We start from the raw sequence: 21284 nt of genomic DNA, 5'->3' as shown, positions 1-21284 counted from the left end.
CTTTAATTCTTTACGTAGTCATCTTTATACCGTAATAGGGCTTCCAAATAATAATAATCGGCATAATTCAAAGGAACATCAATTTCATTGCCATGAGGAATGCTACCAACACTGTGCTTCAAAATAAAATCATTGTTCTCCCCAATTTTGGCAGTATATGCTTCTGAAGCCAAAGAACCGAGAATTTCATCAATTTGCGCCCCATAAGACTCTTTTGTATAACCATCTAACTCAATAAGGGCAGAGGCGATTATAGCTGCTGCGGAAACATCGCGCGGTTCGTTCGGAATTTTATCGGCATTATAATCCCAATAAGGAATACCATCGGCCGGTCTATTATCATAAATGAATTTGGCTATTTTTTGGGCCTGATCAAGATACTTTTCATCTTTGGTATAGCGATAACAAACCGTATAACCGTACAAACCCCATGCTTGGCCCCTAGCCCAGGCACTCTCATGAGCAAAACCTTGGGCGGTCTCTTTGTTTCTTACGCTTCCCGTATTAGGGTCATAATCGATTACGTGATATGAAGAGTTGTCTTCCCTAAAATGATTCTTCAGGGTGGTATTCGCATGTGCTATTGCAATTTCTTTGTATTTAGTATCTCCAGTAAGTTCACTGGCCTTGAACAACAGCTCAAGATTCATCATATTATCGATAATCACAGGAAACATCCAATTTCTTTCGGATTGCCACCCCCTATCGACGTCCCAACTTTTAATGCAACCGACATTTGGATTAAATCTGGTGGACAGAGCGTTGGCCGCCGTTATCATGACAGCCATAAAATCTTCGTTCCCGGTTAAGTCATATCCATTTCCATATGAACAGTTGAATACGAAACCTAAATCATGATTTGTAGTTAAATTCTTGTGTTCTTCGAACATGGCCTGAAAAGATGTTGCGGCATTCTTCCATTTATCATCTTTAGAATACTTGTACAAATACCATAGGCTACCGGGATAAAAACCTTCGGTCCAATCAAATTTCGGATTCGTCCAATGCATTTCTCCTTCCGGATTCACCGTTCTCGGAATTCTATTTTCTTTCATAGCGTATTCCGTCTGAAGCTCTAATTGCTTCACCGCATTTGATAATGCTTGGTCTACGTCTATATTTTCGTCAATAGTACTGTTGGCCTCTATTTTGTCCGAAACCTTGTCTTTATTCTCTTTGCAAGATGTCAGTAATAGGGTTAAAAGGAAAATAAATTTGATGGTACCGACATAGCTTAGCTGTAGTTTATAGCTATAATTCTTATTCATAGAATTCTGTTTTAATTAAAGCACAAAATACAACTTACCAAACTAATTCTGAACATCATGGCGTTAAGATGGCCTAAAAGATTTGAATGATACTAGAAAGGGAATTATTTATATTCTTCTACAAATTCCATCAACCCAAACCGATTCGCTTGATGTACATTTTTTGAAATGTCGTAAATAGGAAATATAGTAGCTGTAGACCTTCGGTTGCCCTCTGCATCGTTGCGGTCTTGCCGAATGGCTAAAAAGGCCCATTGGCTTCCGGTCTGTACGGGCGCTATCTGCCCCAAAGCACCCAATTCGTCAAGTGGTATCTTGAATTCCATTGTCCACCCGCTATCAATATCGGAATTATCGTTGACCGAACCATCGATTGTAACTTCAACTTCGAATGTGGGGTCGTAAGTCTTAAAAACAGCATCCTTTCCCTGGTAATAATCATTAAAATAAATGAAATCGTTGGAAGCCTTGAACAAATTCAGCTCCAACCCAAAGTGGGTATCTAAACTATCGGCGGCGGGAATTATAAAAATTTCTGCACAATCATCAAAATAGGGTTGTCCGTCACGTTTCGTCTCCCGTGCCGTGATATATTTATCTTTACATTGAAAGAAGGCGTACAGGTTTTCATCGTCCCATAGCATGCGATAAATGGTTTCTTGACTATCGTGAGGTTTTTCAGTGTTGTAGAAGTATTCCATTTTTCGTGCCTCGGTTCTCTGCCATATAGACTCCTCCATTTTTCCATCGACCGTGATGGGTTCACTCGTTTTTAATACCCTGAAGATAGGTTGTTCCCCTAAGACCAATTTCTTTTCAGATTGCCCCCACCCTAACATGGTCGAAACTATTAATAGCAAGGTCGTGCTATGGAACAACAGTTTTTTCATAGCCTTGATTGTGATCAATTGGTTACCATTACCTGAGCCCACAAATTATTCTTATAGGTATCCAACGCTGTTTCGAATAGCTTTTGTGCTTCCGAACTGTTGCCCAGTCCTTTGTTTCCCAAGGCTTCTAGATAATACGAATTAGAGATGGCCTTATTGTTTCCCGATGCTCCCTCTTCTACAGCTATCAATGAATTATCGGTTCCTTTTTCCCGTTGTTCCTTACCTTGACGAATCAAATTCTTGAACATTTCATTCGCTTTTATCGTATTGCCCAATTGCTGATTCGATTTTGCCTTAAAATATTCCAAATCGTGCATCCCTCTTCTGTTTTCTGCCGTAGCACTTTTTTCATAGGAGGCTTTTGACTTCTTTTTATCACCCATATTTTCATAAGCCAGCCCCATATAATAATAAATCATTGCATTTTTTTCGTCATCTGAAGCTTTCCCCACCTCGAGATTTTCAGGGTACAGTAAAGCCTTTTCCAGTTGTGCCACAGCTTCTTTATTCTTACCCGCATTGATAAGCTGACGTGCTTTTAAGGTGTGCGCATCTACATAATGCCAGTAAATAGATCGACCACCTTCCCATGTGCGGAAATGATGGGTTTCAAGTAATGAAATAGCTTCGTCATATTCCCCATTAAGATTATACAATTGAACCAAGGTCTTTGGTGCGGAAACATCTTTTTTGACCATTGTTACATTTTTTCTCAAAATATCGAGGCACTCCCTAAAATCAGCATCGGAAGCATCATAATAGGTTGCCAACTCGGCATACCAACGTGGCACATCGTTTCTTAGCGAAATAGCCTTTTTCATGTAGGCAATGGCCCCATCGGCATCGTTGCCGTGATGAAAGGCCCCAAAAGCCAGATTGCGATAGACCATAGGTATGGTATTGTTTATCGACGCCACCTGTTCCCAGGCCTTATTAGCATCTTCAGGGCGATTGTCGAATAGCAAATTACCCAGTAGATAATACGCTTTGGCATTTTGTGGATCTAATTCAATAGCGTTCTGCAACACACGCTCTGTTTCCTCCCGGTAAGGGAAAATATAATCTAAAGAAGCATTTTGAGCCAATTTCAACATTTCACGCGCCTTGGCAGCATCGCCTATCTGATTATAAAAATAAGAACGGTAATAATTGATCAGTGGGTTACTACTCTTTTCCAAAGGTGAAAGTAGATCGATACCATCTTCGGATAGGCCTGCATTTATATAATTTACGGCAATTTCTAAATAATTATTGTCGACATCTTGCATATTTTTATGCCATTTTTCTATCGAGCGATTGCCTTGCAAAAGCTCCTTTTCGTATAATGCCGAAAAGTTAATGGGATCATAGGCCAATAACTCGTCAATCAGAGCAATGGCTTTGTCGGTTTCACCTGACTTTCTTAGTAAAGCACTATAAAGGACAACGATTCGCCCATCCCTAGTATTGGTCGAATACGCATTTGCACAATATTCGAGGGCTTTTTCAAAGTTTCCTTTATTGCTCTCCATTTGCGCCAATTGATAATTGCCGGCAGAATACCATTGATAATACCAGGTCGATCGCCCAAAATTGCGATAGGCCTCGTCGGTTTTCCCCAATGCTCTTTGGGCCAATCCCATATAATAATATATCTCACCTTCTTTAGGCTGATAATATTTTATTTTAAGCTTATCCGCAGCATTTTGAAGATACCCCAAAGCTTCTTCATACTTTAATTGGTCGGTTTTTCGAATACCCATAGCCAAGTTCACCCGATAATCGTCAGGTGATATTTTTAATGCTTTTAGATAATAATCGTCTGGATCAAGACCCGGACGATTGAACTGATCTACAAATCGCCCTGTGAGGTACAACTCCTCTACCGACTCCAATTCCTTTGCCTTTTTGACGCTTTCTTGCGGTTCTGGCAATTCAGGGTGTGTTGGTTTTTGTGGAGCATAAGAAACCAATTTCTTTCCATCGGCATCGCTCAATTCTATATAGAGCTTATATTCATCGAATGCAGTTTTGCCTTTATATGTTTCTGTAAAAGGATGGGCGGGAGCTATATCCATGGTTTTTTCAGCCAATACCTCATCATTATATTTTAAAACCATCCGTGCATTCTTATAGGTCTTGGTTGTATTGAAACCATAGAAAATCGTTTTAGGGTTTCTCATTTGCAAAGTCACCGATGCGTCAACAGTCGAATTTTTAACGATTTCGAGGTCCCGTAAAGGATACCAATAATTCTTGGCATCTTTTACCGAGTGAGGTGCGATCCAACTATAATCGGGTTGGTTGTTCGAGAATGTGCCGGTCATCAATTCGACATAAGCCTTACCATCATCGGTCAATTTACGTCTAGCATTTTGGCCCTGTAGCCCGGGACCGAACTGCCATAATTTGGATGTTTTATTCTGGAGGGGGTCGCCAACATGTACGGTACCTGCATTTTTGCCGTAATCATATCCACCGAGAAAGCCATCTTTTCCATCCCAGAAAAAGAAAGATACAGGGTCAGGATGATTCTTCCACCAAGTCAAGTCTACTCCTTTGGTGTAATCAACACCCTTATAAACTTGATGCGAAATCGGCCATTCGGTAAAACTTGAATTGTTGTGAAAGACGCCTATTTCTTGACTGGGCGGCCAAAAAGTGCGGAAATCATCATTGGCAGTGATAGCTACATTGGCCCAAAAAAGAAACTTCTTCGTTTTGGTATTGGTATTGTTGATGCGATAATCCGTTTCAATAAAAGAGCGTCCGGGTCGTAAAGTGATACCGATAACCCCTCGCATACCCATAGTTTTTTCTGTCTCTCCGACCCAAACCGTAGCACTACCATCTTCATTTTCAATCATTCTATAATCACTGGGCATCATAGTCGTTGTTCTATGGTGATGTGGAAAACACCATTCGATACCCCCGGACACCCATGCGCCCAAAGTACCGATAAGATCAGGTTTTATAACACTATTGGTATGGAACAATTCATGACCGTTCGTTTTATCAATAGCTGAAAATAGCCTTCCACCAAAAGCGGGCAATATCTTGACCCTCACAAATTCGTTCTCCAGATAGACCATATCATAGGTAACATCAGTTAGCACTTTGTCTCCTAAATCTTCCTGTGAGGCATACGGATAGATGTGCCCTTCGGCTCCCTGCACTCCCCTTCCAGTATAAAAGATAGGACTGACTTCTTCCTTTCCTATTTTGTAAGTAGGAATGGTTTCCTGCCCTTCATATACCTTCACCTGTGCAAAAATGCCCGAAAAGCTCAAGAAGATTACTAAAACAAAAGCGGAAATCAGTTTCAGGAGTTGGTTCTCATTTTTCATAAACTATTTTTCTAATTAATTGATTGTTCCTTTTTCCAATGAATTTGTCAGAGAACGGCATAACGTTATATGGTCTCAAAAACAGTGATTATCTTATCAGTTAAATTTAAGGAGAATCAAATAGAACAATAACAACATATGTGTAATTGTATACTACAAATGGTCTATGTTTCGATAAATTAGGGAGAAATAACAAAGGGACATTTTATAGTCGCTTTTCAATTATAAAATCATAAACCCGTGTTTTCAGTTCTTTAGGGTCATCAATGATAAATTTGTCTTCCAACAAATTTGCAGAATGAACTGCCCGCTTCGTGATACTATTGGTTACGGCAAATACAGGCATTTTAGCGGTCAGCGCCGCTTTTATTCCATTGACCGAATCTTCGATTACAAGGCATTCTTCGCTATCGACCTTGAGTATGTTCGCTGCTTTTAGATATATTTCAGGATGCGGTTTGCCTTGGTTCACATCGTCTCGCGTCAGTATCAAATCAAGATTATCGGTAACCCCCATGGCATCAAGTACTTTTTGAGCCTCAGTGAAATGTGACATCGTTGCCAAAACGGTACGAAAACCATTTTGCTGGGCGCTCTCTAGCAACGCAAGATTAAAAAGACAAAAATGTTTGGACAGAAGCATATAATCATTAAGCATTTCATGATATATCGACAGTCTTTTACGTATAAGTTTTTCCTGAACGGCCTCGGGCGTAGGGTCATAAAGGTTATTTTCCAAATCTTTTCTAAAATCTTTATAAAGACCTTTGACGACTTCAGGCCTCGAAAGACCTACGAACTTACTAAAACTATCCAATACATGCTTTTCCGATACCGAATTAGCAGTCAAACTATGTATCGCCTGAGCATACGATTCTGCTTTTAGCACTTCTGTTTGAATCAATGTTCCGTCAAGATCAAAAATTATAGCTTTTATCATACCCAAGTCAGTTTCTGTAAAGGTTTAAAAATTTCACCAAGTTAACTAGCTATTACTTAGTCGAACCAAATCAATATTCTTTCTTACAATGTACTTTTCGAATCTGCTTCTTAAGTCGATGCCAAAAATAGAATCATTTCACTATTGTTTACCTTTGATGTATATCTGAAGTCTAAGAAGTCTAAAAAGTGATATGGGTCTCGAACAAGAAAAAAAGATGGCGGCCATCAAATCGGTCGCTTTGGTCAAAAATGGAATGCTGGTCGGTTTAGGTTCCGGTTCCACCGCTGCATTTATGATTCTCAAATTGGGCGAAGAAGTCGCCAAGGGTCTTTCGATAAAGGGTGTACCTTCTTCGGATGCCACCGCCAAACTGGCCCGTGAAGTGGGCATACCTTTGATTTCACTCGAAGAAGCAATGAAATTGGATATAAATATTGACGGGGCCGATGAGTTCGACTCGTCAATGCAACTGATCAAAGGTGGCGGGGGTGCGCTTTTAAGGGAAAAAATTGTGGCTTACAACTCGAAATACAATGTAATCATTGCAGATTCAACAAAAGAAGTACGCCGACTCGGTAAATTTAAATTGCCTATCGAAACCATTCCCTTTGCTACGAAGAATATTATAGGGGAATTAACAGAGATGGGATTAAAACCTAAACTGCGATTGGTGAAAGGAAGCCCGTATAAAACCGACGAAGAAAATCTAATTGTAGATCTTGATATTTTTGAATGGGACGATATACCAAACTTAAATGAAATGCTGATTAGAATTCCCGGAATCGTTGAAACAGGACTTTTCCTAGACTCGACAGATCTTATACTTGTCGGAAAAGGCGATTCTGTCATCAAAATCGAAAAATAATAATCGGCCGAAGAAAAACAGGTGTTAAAGTGACAAAAAATTGGTAGCTATACGATCCTTTCCTAACCCCAATTAGATTGTCTCGGCACAAATACTTTAACCCAACTAAAAGGCTAAATAGCTTCGGCATATAAATAATGCCGGGTAATTACAGATCAATAAATGGTGAATACATGAAATTGAATATAAAAGAGACATTTACCAAAGAATTACCGGCTGACCCAATTTTGGAAAATACAAGAAGGCAAGTAGTCGAATCTTGCTTTTCGTTCGTTAACCCCAAGAAAACAGCTCGTCCCAAATTGGTTCATTCTTCTTTTGAAATGGCCGAAGAAATTGGACTGTCCCGTGAAGATTTAGATTCCGAGTCATTTCTAAATGTATTTACCGGCAATAAAGTGATGCCGGATACCAAACCCTATGCGATGTGCTATGGTGGCCACCAATTTGGAAATTGGGCAGGCCAGCTTGGTGATGGAAGGGCCATCAATTTGACTGAAATCGAACATAATCAGAAACGTTGGGCATTGCAGTTAAAAGGTGCTGGTGAAACGCCATATTCCCGTACGGCCGACGGATTGGCCGTATTGAGGTCTTCAATACGTGAATATTTATGCAGTGAGGCCATGTACCACCTCGGTGTTCCTACTACTAGGGCGTTATCGTTGGCACTTACGGGAGACCAAGTTTTACGCGACGTGCTCTACAACGGAAATCCGGCTTATGAGAAAGGTGCAATCGTTTGTCGCGTTGCTCCTTCATTTTTACGTTTTGGTAATTACGAAATTTTCGCGGCACGGCAAGACGATAAAACGCTTCGTATTTTGACCGACTACACACTAAGGCATTTCTTTTCACACTTAGGAAAACCGTCGAAAGAAACCTACTTGAAATTCTTTCAAGAGGTAACTGATCGAACGCTGCATATGATTCTTCATTGGCAGCGTGTAGGTTTTGTACATGGAGTTATGAATACGGATAACATGTCAATTTTAGGATTGACAATAGACTATGGACCCTACGGCTGGTTGGAAAGTTATGATAAAGGGTGGACACCCAATACTACAGACAGCCAGTTCAAACGGTATCGCTATGGCAATCAGTCAAATATCGGCCTTTGGAATCTATATCAATTGGCCAATGCATTGTTTCCCCTAATTGGAGAAGCCGCCCCATTAGAAGCTATTTTAGAATCCTATAAAACCAATTATCAAATCGAATATCTTGAGATGATGAAGTCCAAAATCGGACTATTTACAGATGATTCCGAAGATGTTCAACTTATAAATTCTTTGGAAGAAAACCTTGAATTGACAGAAACCGATATGACCATTTTCTTTCGAAAATTGGGTAACCTCAAAAAAGAAATTAATCGTGAAAATGCCATCTTAGATTTGGTTAACGATGCTTTTTACGCTCCGAACGAGATACAAGGGGAAATATGTAAGAAATGGGAAGGTTGGTTTTCTGCCTATATAAAACGTCTGAACAAAGAAAAATTAACTGACAAAGAGCGTAGGGCAAGAATGAACACCATTAATCCGAAATATGTACTGCGTAATTATATGGCCCAATTGGCCATCGATGCCGCCGATAAAGATGACTATTCAATTATTGATGAATTGTTCCTTCTTTTGAAAAACCCGTACGATGAACAGGTCAAATATGAAAAATGGTTCGTAAAACGCCCAGAATGGGCTCGACATAAAGTAGGTTGCTCTATGTTATCGTGCAGTTCATAAAATCTGTCTAAAAAATTGGTGATTTAGTTACCAATTCTCGGGCTGCCACTGAAAAATGGTGTAGATCTTTGATAATCTTCTCTGGTAAAGAAGAATTAAGCAGAAAGCATAAAAAAATTTCCTTTTGTAACTTTTGTTACTTCATGGTATAATTATTTCTGTTATTTTTGTTTCTATGGTTAAGCTATTTTCCATACTGATGTCTAGTCTCATGCTGGTTCAAAGCGTCGATATTACTTTTAGTGATATTGGGCAATTGGACGAGTTTATGGAGCATGCGAATTATCACGCCGAGAAATACGGAGATAATTTCCTCGTATTCATTTCAAAACATTATGGTGAATTGAAAGAACAGCATAGCAATGACCATAAAGAAGAAAAAGGAGACCACGAACAATTACCCTTTCAAAACCATTGTCATTGTTATTCATCGTCCTCTGCTTTTGTAATCAATACTTTTTCCTCCGAATTGAAATCACTTCAAAACCCAGAGGATAAAGTGACCAATTTCTACTATCAGTTGCCTTCCTCTTCCATGCATACCTTAGGGTTATTTCAACCTCCCCAATTCGTATAATTCATTTACCACAAAAAGTGGTATTTACATGTTAACAAGTTCAAAACCAAAGTGTTTTGAATTTAGTATTAACTTATGTTTTTCAATGAATTATGCTATCACGTATCATAGATTTTAGTATTAAGAACAAATTTGTTGTTCTCTTATTTACAGTATTTATAATCGGATTTGGAGTCTATTCCCTTTCCCAAATCCCCATTGGGGCCGTACCTGATGTAACTAACAATCAGGTTCAGGTTATCACTACCTCCCGTAATTTGTCAACGCAAGACATGGAGCAGTTCATAACCTACCCTGTTGAATTGGAAATGGCAAATTTGCCCGGGGTGAAGGAGATTCGCTCCGTTTCAAAATTTGGACTATCTGTAGTGACCATAGTTTTTGAAGAAAATTTGGGCACCTATTTACCGCGTCAACTTATCGCGGAAAAAATAAAGTCGGCCTCCGAAAAAATACCGGAAGGTTTTGGAACTCCTGAAATGGGACCGATTTCGACAGGATTAGGAGAAATTTATCAATACACTCTGGACATAGAACCAGCCTTCAAAGATCGGTATTCCACAGAAGATTTACGTACCATTCAAGACTGGATCGTAAAACGCCAACTTTCAGGTATCCCGGGAGTAGTAGAAGTAAATACATGGGGAGGTCTCCTAAAGCAATATGAGGTCGCCATAAATACCGAGAAATTGAATGCGATGAACATTACGGCACACGATATTTTCACAGCCTTGGAAATGAACAATAGCGTAAGTGGTGGGGGCTATATCGAAAAGGTAAATCAAGCCTATTTTATACGTGGCGAAGGGTTGGTGACATCTTTGGAAGACATTGAAAATATTGTGGTCAAAAATGTCAACGGTACTCCAATATATGTGAAAGATGTGGCTGAAGTGGGCTTTGGAAGTGCCCTTCGTTTTGGCGCCATAACAGGAAATGCGGAAGGAGAAAAAGTTCTCGGCCAAGTTATGATGCTCAAAGATGCGAATTCGAAAAAAGTAATCGATGCCGTTAAAGAACGTGTAGCCTCAATATCGAAATCGTTACCTCAAGGCGTCTATATCAATGCTTTTCTAGACCGTAGTGAGCTTATTGGCAAGACTACGTTTACCGTAACGGAAAATCTTGTATTGGGCTGTTTGATCGTCATCTTTGTTGTAGTTCTATTATTGGGCAATTTTAGATCGGGCCTGGTCGTAGCATCCGTCATACCTCTTAGCTTGCTCTTTGCGCTCTCATTGATGTACATTTTTGGTGTTGATGCCAATTTAATGAGTCTAGGAGCCATAGATTTTGGGATTATTATCGATGGGGCCGTAATCATCGTGGAATTTATAGCCTTTCAAATTACCCAACGTAAATCGGAAATCGATGCATTGTCTCAACACTCAAATGCTGAAAAGCAAGCGCTAAAAGATGAAATCACCTTTAATGGTGCATCTAAAATGATGAACTCAGCTATATTCGGACAACTTATCATTCTCATCGTTTTTATTCCGATTCTATCGCTAAGCGGCGTTGAAGGCAAGATGTTCAAACCTATGGCATTGACCTTCAGTTTTGCACTTATTGGGGCCATGGTGTTCTGCTTTACGTACGTACCCGTCGCTGCATCATTATTTTTAAAACCGTCTAAAAATTCCGATAAAAATATCTCGGTTCGCTTGATGGCCTGGATCAATAGACGTTACGATCCCATTATTGATTGGGCATTACGAAGCAAACGCATCGTATTGGCTACAGCACTCGTTCTTTTGAGTATTTCGATCTACATATTTACAACCATGGGCAGCGAATTCGTACCCACATTAGACGAAGGCGATTTTGTTATTCAACCTGTTTTAAAAACAGGAACATCCTTGAGCAGCACAATAGAAAAAACGACGCAAATTGAAAAAATATTGATTGACAATTTTCCTGAAGTAAATCAAGTGGTTACCCGTATTGGTGCGGCCGAAGTACCTACCGACCCAATGTCGATGGAAGAAAGCGATGTCATCATCACATTGAAACCAAAAAAAGAATGGGTTTCTGCCAATTCAAAAGACGAATTGGCCAATAAATTTAAAGAGGCCCTTTCTGTCATCCCGGGTATGGAAGTAGAGTTCACACAACCCATTGAAATGCGTTTTAACGAACTGATTACAGGTGTTCGTGCCGATATCGCCATCAAGATTTTTGGGGAAGACTTAGACATCCTTTCAAAGAAAGGGAATGAAATTAAATCGCTTATTTCAAATGTTGCGGGCGCAGCAGATATTTCAGTTGAAAAAGTCGTTGGGCTACCGCAAATGAATGTTACTTACAATCGTGCTAAAATCGCGCGTTACGGCCTTAACATTCATGATGTAAACAATTTGGTTTCTATGGGCTTTGCAGGAAAAACAGCGGGAAGCGTTTTCGAGGGAGAAAAGCGGTTTGATCTCGTCATGCGGTTAGAGAAAAAGAACAGACAAGATATCGACAACCTTAAAAATCTTTATGTCGATTTGCCTGCGGGCGGTAAAATTCCCTTGAGCGAACTTGCCGAAATAACATACAAAAAAGGAGCAGCCAAAATTTCGCGCGACGATACAAAACGTAGAATTGTGGTAGGTGTGAATGTTCGTGACCGCGACCTTCAATCAGTGGTCGATGATGTTCAAAGACTGATTGAAGAAAATATAAACCTACCCATTGGATATTCAATTACTTACGGCGGCCAATTTGAAAATCTACAAAGTGCAAGAGCCAGATTATTGATTGCCGTGCCCATTGCACTACTGCTTATTTTTGTCTTATTGTACTTTGCTTTTAAATCGGTCAAGGAGGCGCTATTGATTTATTCCGCTATTCCTCTTGCAGCGGTTGGCGGTATACTGTTGTTATGGATAAGAGGCCTGCCATTTTCCATCTCGGCCGGCGTAGGCTTTATAGCTTTATTTGGTATCGCGGTACTTAATGGCATCGTATTGATCGAGCATTTCAAGGAACTCAAGAAACAGCCATTTACAACTATAGAAGCACTTATTAAACAAGGCACACAAGACCGTCTACGAGCGGTATTATTAACAGCGTCGGCAGCCGCTTTGGGCTTCTTGCCCATGGCAATCTCGACGAATGCAGGAGCAGAGGTACAGCGGCCACTTGCGACGGTGGTCATTGGTGGTCTTTTTACGGCTACCATACTTACGCTCGTTGTGCTTCCGGTTCTCTATGCTTTCTTTAATAAAATGGAAAAAAAGGACAAGAAATCATCGTCATCCAAAAATATTACGATGATGATAACTGTGGCTACGCTCTTGTTCGGAATGGGCGCACAAGCGCAAGGATCACCAAAAAACTTACAAGAATTGATTCCTATGGCCATTGAAAATAATGCGGCACTAAAGGCGAATCAATTGGAAACCTTCCGTACCGACGCGCTAATAAATAGTGCCTTCAGTTTTAACAAAACGCATCTTTATTATGAATATGACGAGAACAACCTTGCCATCAATGAGGTGCCATTAGATGTCATTGGCATACAGCAAGATTTCTTGTTTCCTACAGTTTACTTTGCTGAAAAACGAGTAAATAAGAATACTTACAAACTGGCAACGAACAGTTACGAAATTCAGAAAAAAGACCTAGCACGCGCGGTGACCGCTACTTATTATGAGTTTCAATACGCAAAGAAAAAAGAAAACATCTACAAGCAATTAGATAGTTTGTATGCCGAATTTTCAAGTAAAGCCGCGCGAAGATTTGAATTAGGAGCCACCACCTATCTCGAGAAAATTACTGCCCAATCGAAAAGACGACAAATTTCTGTGCAGTTTGAAAAGGCACAAAAAGATGTAGAAATTGCCTATAAGGCGTTAATGAAATACGTTCAGGTAGACGAACCTTTGGAAATTGCCGTTGAGCCAGCGACCAAAGCACCTCTTAGAGCCATAGCGCTATCGGACAGTCCCGAATTGGATTTTTACAATAACAGAATTTCGTTGGCTAGGGCCACAAGCGCTTTTGAGAAGCAAAAATTACTCCCTGATATTTCATTCAATTATTTTCAAGGAACCAATTCGCAGCTCAACAACAATCTCTACGGTTATCAATTAGGGCTTAAAATACCCCTATTTTTTAGCGGACAATCATCACGTATTAAGGCTGCAAAAATTGCATCTGACATTGCAACTAAAGAATCGGAGGAATATAACATTCAATTGAATGCCCGATTACAAGAACTGCTTGATGAGTTGGCCAAATATGAAAAAGCACTTATTTATTATAAAGAAGAAGGTACAATGCTCTCTACGGAAATTCTAAAGACTGCAAACGGAAGTTTTAAAAATGGAGAAATAGATTTCTATCAATATATCCTAAGCTTGGAAAATGCGTATCAAGTGCAGCTAGACTACCTAGAGAATCTCAACCGGTACAACCAGGCAGTCATCAAAATCAATTATATCACCCTTTAATTAAGCAGTTATGAAAAATTCTATATATCGAACATTCATTTTAATCACATCGCTTATTACCATCAGTTGTGGTGACAATACCAAGGAAACCACAGAAAAAGAAGCCATCAGCGATGACCGTATCAAGTTAACCAAGGCCCAATTTGAACAAAATAATATGGCATTAGGCACCTTGTCTGAAAAAGAATTTCCGGTTATCGTAAAAGCAACCGGAATGATAGATGTTCCACCGGAAAACCGTTCGGTAGTTAGTGCTACTATGGGAGGTTATATCAAGACCCTGCCCCTACTTATCGGTGATGTCGTCAAAAAAGGCCAAGCAATACTCACTATTGAGAATCCTGAATTTGTAACCTTACAGCAAGAGTACATGGAGGTTAGGCAGCAATTGGACTATTTAAAATCGGAATACGACCGGCAGAAGATAATGTTCGATGAAAACATCACTTCGCAAAAGAGCTATTTAAAAGCCGAGAGCGAGTACAAAACTGCACAGGCAAAGGCTACTGGTTTTCATAAACAATTGGAAATGCTCAATTTTTCCCCTGCTGCTGTCGAAGCCGGAAATATCGCCTCCGTGACAACAATATACGCACCCATTTCGGGAAGTGTGACCGAAGTGAACGTGACCAAGGGTAGCTATGTAGCGCCAGCAACGGCCATTCTTGAAATTATCGACAACAGCCACATTCATTTAGAACTCTCCGTTTTCGAAAAAGATATTATGAAAGTTAAAAAAGACCAGAATATCACTTTTAAAATTCCCGAAGCATCACCAGATTCATTTGAGGCTGAAGTACATTTGGTGGGCACAGTTATCGGGGAAGGTCGCACTATTAAGGTGCACGGGCATCTAAGGGAAGAAGAAAAAAACCACTTTTTAACAGGAATGTTCGTCGAAGCCAATATCATTACCGCAACCGCCAGAGCGAAGGCGTTACCCGACCAATCGGTAGTAAATGTGGGAAACAAAAACTTTGTACTCGTACTAGATAGTGAAGCTGATGGTAATTATTATTTAAAGCAAATGGAGGTGGAGGTAAAAGACAATTATGACGGTTATTCCCTAATTGAAAACGCGCAGAACTATAAACCAACGGATCAATTCTTGATTCAGGGGGCTTTTAATCTTCTAGGGGAGTAATATACATTCCTAAATTGTAAGGACTAAAACAAGAAGTTGTGAACTTATACGGATCTAAATATTTTTATATGCTTGTCATAGTTAGATCAAAACTTCACTCATATTGGTCTTGCCTTTATCCCTTCACTTCAACATGTCTAATAAAAATTTCTCATGATTATTAAAAAAACTAAAGAATATTGTAAAAAAATATTAGCTAGTTCTAATTGTGAAAAGCTACCTTTTCATAATCTTATGCATACCCAAGAAGTAGTCGAACATGCAGCATTGATAGCTAAAGAAATAGGTCTCGATTCCGACCAAACAGAACCCATCATCATCGCAGCTTGGTTTCATGATACGGGACATTCAAGAACTTATTTTGGCCATGAAGAAATAAGTAAAGAACTAGCGAACGAATATCTGACATCAGAAGGATACGGCACCAAAAAAATCGAGATGGTGCTTTCTTGTATCGATGCAACCAAAATGCCCCAGCGACCATCAAACGTCTACGCCGAGGTATTATGTGATGCCGATTTATTCCACATCGGAACCGAATTGTTTTTTTGCAAAAAGCTATTATTAAGACGGGAATGGGAATTGGAAAAGATAAAGACTTACAGCGATTGGGAATGGCATAAAACGAACCTTGCATTCCTAAAGAAACACAAATTCAAGACAAGTTACGGTCAAATTATTCTTGAAAACACAAAACTGAAGAACATAGAAAAGGTAAAAAACATCTTAAGGTATTATTGAACAGGTCTAAACTATTAAGGTTGAAATTAAAATCAGCAATTTTATCCGTTAAAAGGTAAGGTATAAAAAATTTAAAATTTTAAAACTGACAAATATCATGGGTTTACTGTCAGCGCAGGAGTAATTTTGATTTGAATAATTGTCTTTTCTATTAGAATGTAAGTAAGGATAGTTTGTCGACTTCAAGAAAACTGACGAAAAAGCGCGATATTATGAAAATAGTGATTACCACCGATTTTTCACCTAATGCTCAAAAGGCAATAGACTATGCACTATGGCTTTTCCGGGGGAAAACAACCAAGTTTTATATTCTCCATGCTTACCGGAGTATTCCCTCCTCTCCCGAAAACAAAACAACCATCGAAGCAAAGTTGAAAGATTTGGTGAAAAATTTAAAAATAGAAAATCAAAATCCTGAGCATCGATTTAAATCGGTATTGATAAGTGGGTCTATTTTACAGGCAATTTCAGAAACTGTTAAGGAAAAGCAGGCCGATTTTGTTTTCATTGGCACTAAAGGTTCTTCCGCATTGAAGGAAATCTACATGGGAAGTAATGCGGTTAACGTGATCAAGAATATAGACTCGTGCCCTGTAGTAGCCGTTCCCACAACATATGAAGTGAATGCGAATAGCAACGAAATTCTGTTTCCGAACGACCTTAGCTATGCCTTTAGCCCAGAAGAACTGAAGCCCCTAATAAATATGGCCAAGTTAAGCGATAACAAGCTGGTTGTCGTCTATTTCAGTGTGGGAAAAAAGTTTTCTATCGAAGACAAACTGCGGAACAAAGAGTTACTTGGAGACCACTTCAAAGAGATTAAATCAAACTTTATATATCTTGATACTGAAGATTCCATTTCAGCTACAATAGTTAAAATGGAAAAGGAAAATGAGAAAATACAAATGGTTGCCATGTTCCAAAATACACACGGCTATTTTGAAAAATTAATGCGCGAGCCGGTTATTAGAAATGTCGTCTTTAAAACGGAAATCCCATTTTTGGTACTTCCCAAAATCAAATAAATAAAACTCAAAAATTATGGACTATTATTTCAAAAAAGAGCTCGACAATATTAGCTTTGAACAAGCTATTGAGAAAACAACGGAGGCATTAAAAAAGGAAGGCTTCGGCGTATTGACCGAAATAGATATTAAGGCTACCTTAAAGAAAAAGCTGGACGTTGATTTCCGTAATTACAAAATTTTGGGTGCTTGTAATCCGGGTTTTGCCTATAAGGCCCTCTTGGCCGAAGACAACATTGGCACCATGCTTCCTTGCAATGTAATCGTACAAGAAAAGAATACAGGTTCAATTGAAGTCTCTGCCGTTGATCCTGCAGCCTCGATGCAGGCCGTTGAAAACGACTCACTTAACGTCATTGCCGGCGAAGTAAGAGACAAGCTTAGAAGAATGATCGAGAGCCTATAAGCATCGCTGAAAAAGAAGAAATAAACCCAACCCTGAAAATGAAAAAGATACTTGTGCCTATCGATTTTTCGGAGTATGCTGAACTTGCTCTGGAAGTCGCTGCGACCCTGGCAAAAAAATACAATGCCGAAATTGCGGTGTTACATATGCTCGGTTTGTCAGAGACAGAGGTGACCAAAAATGAAACTCAAGAATTTTTGGAAATGGAGCACTACATGATATTGGCAAAAAAAAGGTTCGATATGTTCTTGAACAGACCGTGGCTAAAAGAAATCAAAATTACCCGAATTGTTCAGAATTATAAGATTTTCAGTGAAATCAATAATGTAGCCAAAGAGCAGGATGTTGATTTGATTGTGATGGGTTCAGAAGGCACTGACGGACTTGGTGAAATTTTAGTGGGATCGCATACCGAAAAAGTAGTTAGATCTTCTGAAGTACCCGTTCTGGTAATCAAGAAAAGAACCAAGACCTTTAAAATAGAAAAAATTGTCTTTGGGTTTGATTTTCGAATAGAGAATATAGCCGCCTACCAACGTGCGGTAAAGTTGTTCAAAGCAATGGAACTTGATGTACACATGATTTATGTAAACCAACCTGGAATCAACTTTACAACCACTTCCCAAACCAAATCAAAAATCGATAATTTTCTTAGAGTAGCCCATCATGGCGATTTACCCGAAAATTTACAAATAATGCAAATTTCCGATTATTCGGTAGAAAAGGGTATTTACGCATATGCCAAAGAAATCAAAGCTGACGCCATAGCAATTGCAACTCACGGGCGTATTGGCTTGGCCCACTTTTTAAAAGGAAGCGTAGGCATGGATGTTGCCAACCATTCCAGTTTACCGGTACTCACATTTAAAATTTAAGGGAGCTATTTTTTCGGAGATTTTTCACTGAAAGTATTGAAGAGCAATCCGCCCATTACCCCACCATACAGAGTACTATTCAAAGGTTTTGAAGTTATGGCGCAAGTACCGCTCACACAACCTATTTCAATATAGTATAGATAACCTGCAATTGCCCCGATTACGACGCCGACAATTGTTAAAATAATGTTTTTTGATGTCATTCTTTTTTCTTTCCGCCCGATATCATCGCAACAACGATTCCCACGAGTACTATACAAACTACTACAAAAACTCCAATTATTATCGTTCCACTTTCCCACGAAACTAAAGGAATAATCATTTTACTATTCATTTTTAAAAGGTCTAAAGGTTAATTATATGTTTTATCATACAAGCATAATACTATTCATTTAATTTTTAATTCCTATAATATTAAAATGAAAGCTGACTTCAAATTCTCTATTATTTTCTGTTTTAGAGGGGTGATCATTCGTCAAATTTAATGGCCCAAATACCGCGTACCTCATTAACATCATATCCGACCGCCATATCTTCGGGATATCGCTTTTTTAACATGGCCAAAGTCTCAATCTCAATTTGCTTTTCAGGCTTTCCGTGACATTGTAGGCACATGGCGTTGGTGGTAATGGGGTAATAAAAATCAACTTCTCCGTTCGCTACATTTACAATAGGTTTTACATCCTCCCCAGATGCCACCATTCGCTTAAATAGTTCAATATATCCCAATTCTTCCGTATTGGCACTGTTATTTGGATTTCTGGGCTTATCGGAAACTCTTTTTATAATGGCATTTTTCATTACCGAAATACTATCCGTCAATTTGAGCGCTTCTACATTACAAAATGACACAGCCCCTACTGTTCCGCTTTCCTGTATGGCTTTCACTAAGTTTTTGCCCAATGCCGTTTTGGCGGCCAAGGCATATTCCATTCCTATATCGGTATAGTCGGTTTGATCGTCTTCAAATAACATACACTCACAACCGGCCAATCCTTTTCCTTTCCTATGGGCTTTCTGAAAATGAGCATCCAACCAATCTGGTTTTTCAAGATCATTATCATAAATGTAATCGGCCACTTGTCTCAAAGTCTCATCCGGGTAGGGTAAATAAGGCATGGCTCCAAACCTTTTATGGGCTCCTGGCATTCTTGTTTTTGTTTCGGGATCGTTCACCCAGCGAATCAAATCTTCGGTAAAAGCTTCCTTTGTAGTGCTTGAATCTATATAGTGCTGCTTGATAGCCATCATAGGCGGAGCAACCATACTAGCTTGGGAAGTCTTCGGGTTATGACATATATAACATTCGTTTTCCAAAAATTTCTTTCCAGGATGCGATTTCGTAACTTCTGTCGTATGATTATCAAATGTCTTATCTATGGCCTCTTTTTCAGTTTGCTTACCGTCTTTACAGCCTACAAATATGAATACCAGAACTAAATAGGTTAGTAATTTCATGTCTTCAATAGTTTTAAGACCGCTCCTCCCCCTTCAAATGAAAATGTTTTATTGGGGATGGAACTTTTATAATGTATGGAAGGGTAGCCCATTTCCCTAAGCTTTTCCTTAACGACCAAAGCGTCATTAAAATTCTCATAAACAAAGGAAACCCTGGCCAACTCGACATCTACAGCAAGATTTGAAATTGTAGGAAGTTCCGATAATTTAGCGATAATGGTCTTTGCGCATTCGCGACACCTCAAGTTTTGTACGATAATTGAAGTTTTCATTGTGCAGTTTCTATATTGTCGATTTAAAATTACAACCTTGTTCAATAAGCTACTGTAACCGATGTTACAATAGCCAAAAAATTAATATATTTTGATATCTTTTTAAATTTTCAAAAGCATCCGAAGCTTAGTCAGAAGAATCAATTCCGATTTATTAGCACCCCAGAATGACAATGCAATGTCGTATGCGGTTTTCATAATAAGCTTTTTGATTTCATCGTTGAACTTTTGGGGATGTTCTTTATAAAAGTCAACGAATTCATCAAAATACTGTTGACCTTCCTTATTTTCTTGCTGTAACCAATCAAAAACAATGGCAATCTGATGTGCGGCATCGGTACCATACTCGTCTTCGACTTCATCGATGGAAAGCCAAAACGTATGCACATTTTTATTCAATTCCTCCACTTCGATCGGCCTCACATTTTTGTCCGCCATGGCGATTGCATAAAACAACTTGCCCAGGCTTTGGTAAAGTTCATTTACTATTCTCTCTTTTGGTTTCATAATAATTATTTTTTTGTTGGTACGGGAGAAAATTACCATTAAGACTAAGCCAATATGGATTTTTATTAATAATTCTAATTTCTATAGGCTTACGCCTTAACTTTCCTATCAGCAAGATTACCGTTGAAGCCTTGTTTTACTAAAGCCAAAACATATATTATCATTCGAAAAAACACATTGATTCCCATAATATAAACGGCTACCACGTATTTGCTCCCATAGTATAATCCAACCTTTCGGTATTTCATTCCTCCAAATGATCTTGTAGTTCTTCATTGTCCATCACGTATTCCGTAATTTTGAAAAGCTGACTTCTATTCTCCCTTACCTCTTTAACGAATTCCGCTATTTCATCTTCTAGTTCCTCATGTTCCTTTCTAAAACCTTTCGAATCGTCTTCCGTACTGTTTGCCAAATGGGATAGATGTTGGTCTACCCTCACCAATAACTCATCGCATTCCCTGCTCGCTTTCAAAATAGCTTCCCCTACACTGCGCACGCCATCCAAATTGTCTTGGTTCTTGATCCACATGAAATACTTATCTACCAAATGACGGAGAAATTTAAGGTCATCTTTATAGAACAAAAGATCTGACTTCCAATGTTCGGTCAAAATATACAATTCTTGCCATTGACTGTTTTGAATGTAATCACTTTTTGGCCTACTTCTAAAACTTTCCATGGCTTGTTTATTTTTAATTCAAACTATCCTTTGTTCCCAAAAGTACTTTCGATTTCAAGCTTTTAGTATGATATTTGTCATGTAAGGTCTATTTTTTATCGAGTGACGATAAAGTTTGCGA

Annotated in this window: 18 protein-coding genes; 9 read left to right on the top strand and 9 right to left on the bottom strand. The window is 39.0% G+C overall.

Features of this window, described 5'->3' with window-relative positions; all coding sequences use genetic code 11:
* Positions 1-2: 2 nt before the first annotated feature.
* The 4 genes from BLS33_RS14520 to BLS33_RS14505 all read right to left on the bottom strand — a co-directional run bounded on the left by BLS33_RS14520 (position 3) and on the right by BLS33_RS14505 (position 6427).
* Entirely contained in the window at positions 3-1268 is a 1266-nt protein-coding gene (locus BLS33_RS14520; protein ID WP_089890746.1) for a glycoside hydrolase family 88 protein, read from the bottom strand.
* 104 nt (positions 1269-1372) lie between these two features.
* Positions 1373-2158, bottom strand: a complete 786-nt coding sequence (locus BLS33_RS14515) for a carbohydrate-binding family 9-like protein (RefSeq protein ID WP_143017623.1) — start codon at positions 2156-2158, stop codon at positions 1373-1375.
* Between the two features lie 14 nt (positions 2159-2172).
* Complete coding sequence (locus tag BLS33_RS14510) at positions 2173-5487, bottom strand: tetratricopeptide repeat protein (protein ID WP_089890744.1); 3315 nt, start codon at positions 5485-5487, stop codon at positions 2173-2175.
* 205 nt (positions 5488-5692) lie between these two features.
* The gene (locus BLS33_RS14505; protein ID WP_089890741.1) at positions 5693-6427 is read right to left on the bottom strand and encodes an HAD family hydrolase; all 735 of its coding nucleotides are present in this window, start codon (positions 6425-6427) and stop codon (positions 5693-5695) included.
* 193 nt (positions 6428-6620) lie between these two features.
* Between BLS33_RS14505 and rpiA the strand changes: the two genes are divergently transcribed.
* The 9 genes from rpiA to BLS33_RS14460 all read left to right on the top strand — a co-directional run bounded on the left by rpiA (position 6621) and on the right by BLS33_RS14460 (position 18244).
* Complete coding sequence (rpiA, locus tag BLS33_RS14500; protein WP_089890738.1) at positions 6621-7295, top strand: ribose-5-phosphate isomerase RpiA; 675 nt, start codon at positions 6621-6623, stop codon at positions 7293-7295.
* Positions 7296-7468: 173 nt separating this feature from the next.
* Positions 7469-9037 carry a protein adenylyltransferase SelO gene (locus BLS33_RS14495; protein WP_089890735.1) on the top strand — a complete coding sequence of 523 codons (1569 nt, stop codon included), beginning with the start codon at positions 7469-7471 and terminating at the stop codon, positions 9035-9037.
* A gap of 175 nt (positions 9038-9212) precedes the next feature.
* Positions 9213-9614, top strand: a complete 402-nt coding sequence (locus BLS33_RS14490) for a hypothetical protein (RefSeq protein ID WP_143017622.1) — start codon at positions 9213-9215, stop codon at positions 9612-9614.
* 92 nt (positions 9615-9706) lie between these two features.
* Positions 9707-14053 carry a CusA/CzcA family heavy metal efflux RND transporter gene (locus BLS33_RS14485; protein ID WP_089890727.1) on the top strand — a complete coding sequence of 1449 codons (4347 nt, stop codon included), beginning with the start codon at positions 9707-9709 and terminating at the stop codon, positions 14051-14053.
* Between the two features lie 10 nt (positions 14054-14063).
* Positions 14064-15197, top strand: a complete 1134-nt coding sequence (locus BLS33_RS14480) for an efflux RND transporter periplasmic adaptor subunit (protein ID WP_089890724.1) — start codon at positions 14064-14066, stop codon at positions 15195-15197.
* A gap of 153 nt (positions 15198-15350) precedes the next feature.
* Complete coding sequence (locus tag BLS33_RS14475; RefSeq protein ID WP_089890722.1) at positions 15351-15938, top strand: HD domain-containing protein; 588 nt, start codon at positions 15351-15353, stop codon at positions 15936-15938.
* Positions 15939-16150: 212 nt separating this feature from the next.
* Positions 16151-16963 carry a universal stress protein gene (locus tag BLS33_RS14470; RefSeq protein ID WP_143017621.1) on the top strand — a complete coding sequence of 271 codons (813 nt, stop codon included), beginning with the start codon at positions 16151-16153 and terminating at the stop codon, positions 16961-16963.
* A gap of 16 nt (positions 16964-16979) precedes the next feature.
* Complete coding sequence (locus BLS33_RS14465) at positions 16980-17369, top strand: DUF302 domain-containing protein (RefSeq protein ID WP_089890717.1); 390 nt, start codon at positions 16980-16982, stop codon at positions 17367-17369.
* A gap of 38 nt (positions 17370-17407) precedes the next feature.
* Entirely contained in the window at positions 17408-18244 is an 837-nt protein-coding gene (locus BLS33_RS14460) for a universal stress protein (protein WP_089890715.1), read from the top strand.
* 5 nt (positions 18245-18249) lie between these two features.
* Here the strand turns inward: BLS33_RS14460 and BLS33_RS14455 are convergent, their stop codons facing one another.
* The 5 genes from BLS33_RS14455 to BLS33_RS14435 all read right to left on the bottom strand — a co-directional run bounded on the left by BLS33_RS14455 (position 18250) and on the right by BLS33_RS14435 (position 21163).
* Positions 18250-18447 (bottom strand): DUF6132 family protein, encoded by a 198-nt coding sequence (locus tag BLS33_RS14455; RefSeq protein WP_089890712.1) that lies wholly within the window; start codon positions 18445-18447, stop codon positions 18250-18252.
* Positions 18448-18712: 265 nt separating this feature from the next.
* The gene (locus BLS33_RS14450; RefSeq protein ID WP_089890709.1) at positions 18713-19702 is read right to left on the bottom strand and encodes a Tll0287-like domain-containing protein; all 990 of its coding nucleotides are present in this window, start codon (positions 19700-19702) and stop codon (positions 18713-18715) included.
* Positions 19699-19974: a heavy-metal-associated domain-containing protein gene (locus tag BLS33_RS14445; protein WP_089890706.1), complete on the bottom strand. Its 276-nt coding sequence runs from the start codon at positions 19972-19974 to the stop codon at positions 19699-19701. Before BLS33_RS14445 ends, BLS33_RS14450 begins: the two co-directional genes overlap by 4 nt.
* Positions 19975-20076: 102 nt before the next feature.
* Positions 20077-20481, bottom strand: a complete 405-nt coding sequence (locus BLS33_RS14440; RefSeq protein ID WP_089891158.1) for a hypothetical protein — start codon at positions 20479-20481, stop codon at positions 20077-20079.
* 244 nt (positions 20482-20725) lie between these two features.
* Entirely contained in the window at positions 20726-21163 is a 438-nt protein-coding gene (locus BLS33_RS14435; protein ID WP_089890704.1) for a hypothetical protein, read from the bottom strand.
* Positions 21164-21284 lie beyond the last annotated feature (121 nt).

Source organism: Kriegella aquimaris, assembly GCF_900103215.1.
GTDB classification, from domain to species: Bacteria; Bacteroidota; Bacteroidia; order Flavobacteriales; family Flavobacteriaceae; genus Kriegella; species Kriegella aquimaris.
The sequence above is the reverse complement of the archived record's forward strand: the minus strand, read 5'-3'. Positions and strand labels throughout refer to the sequence as shown.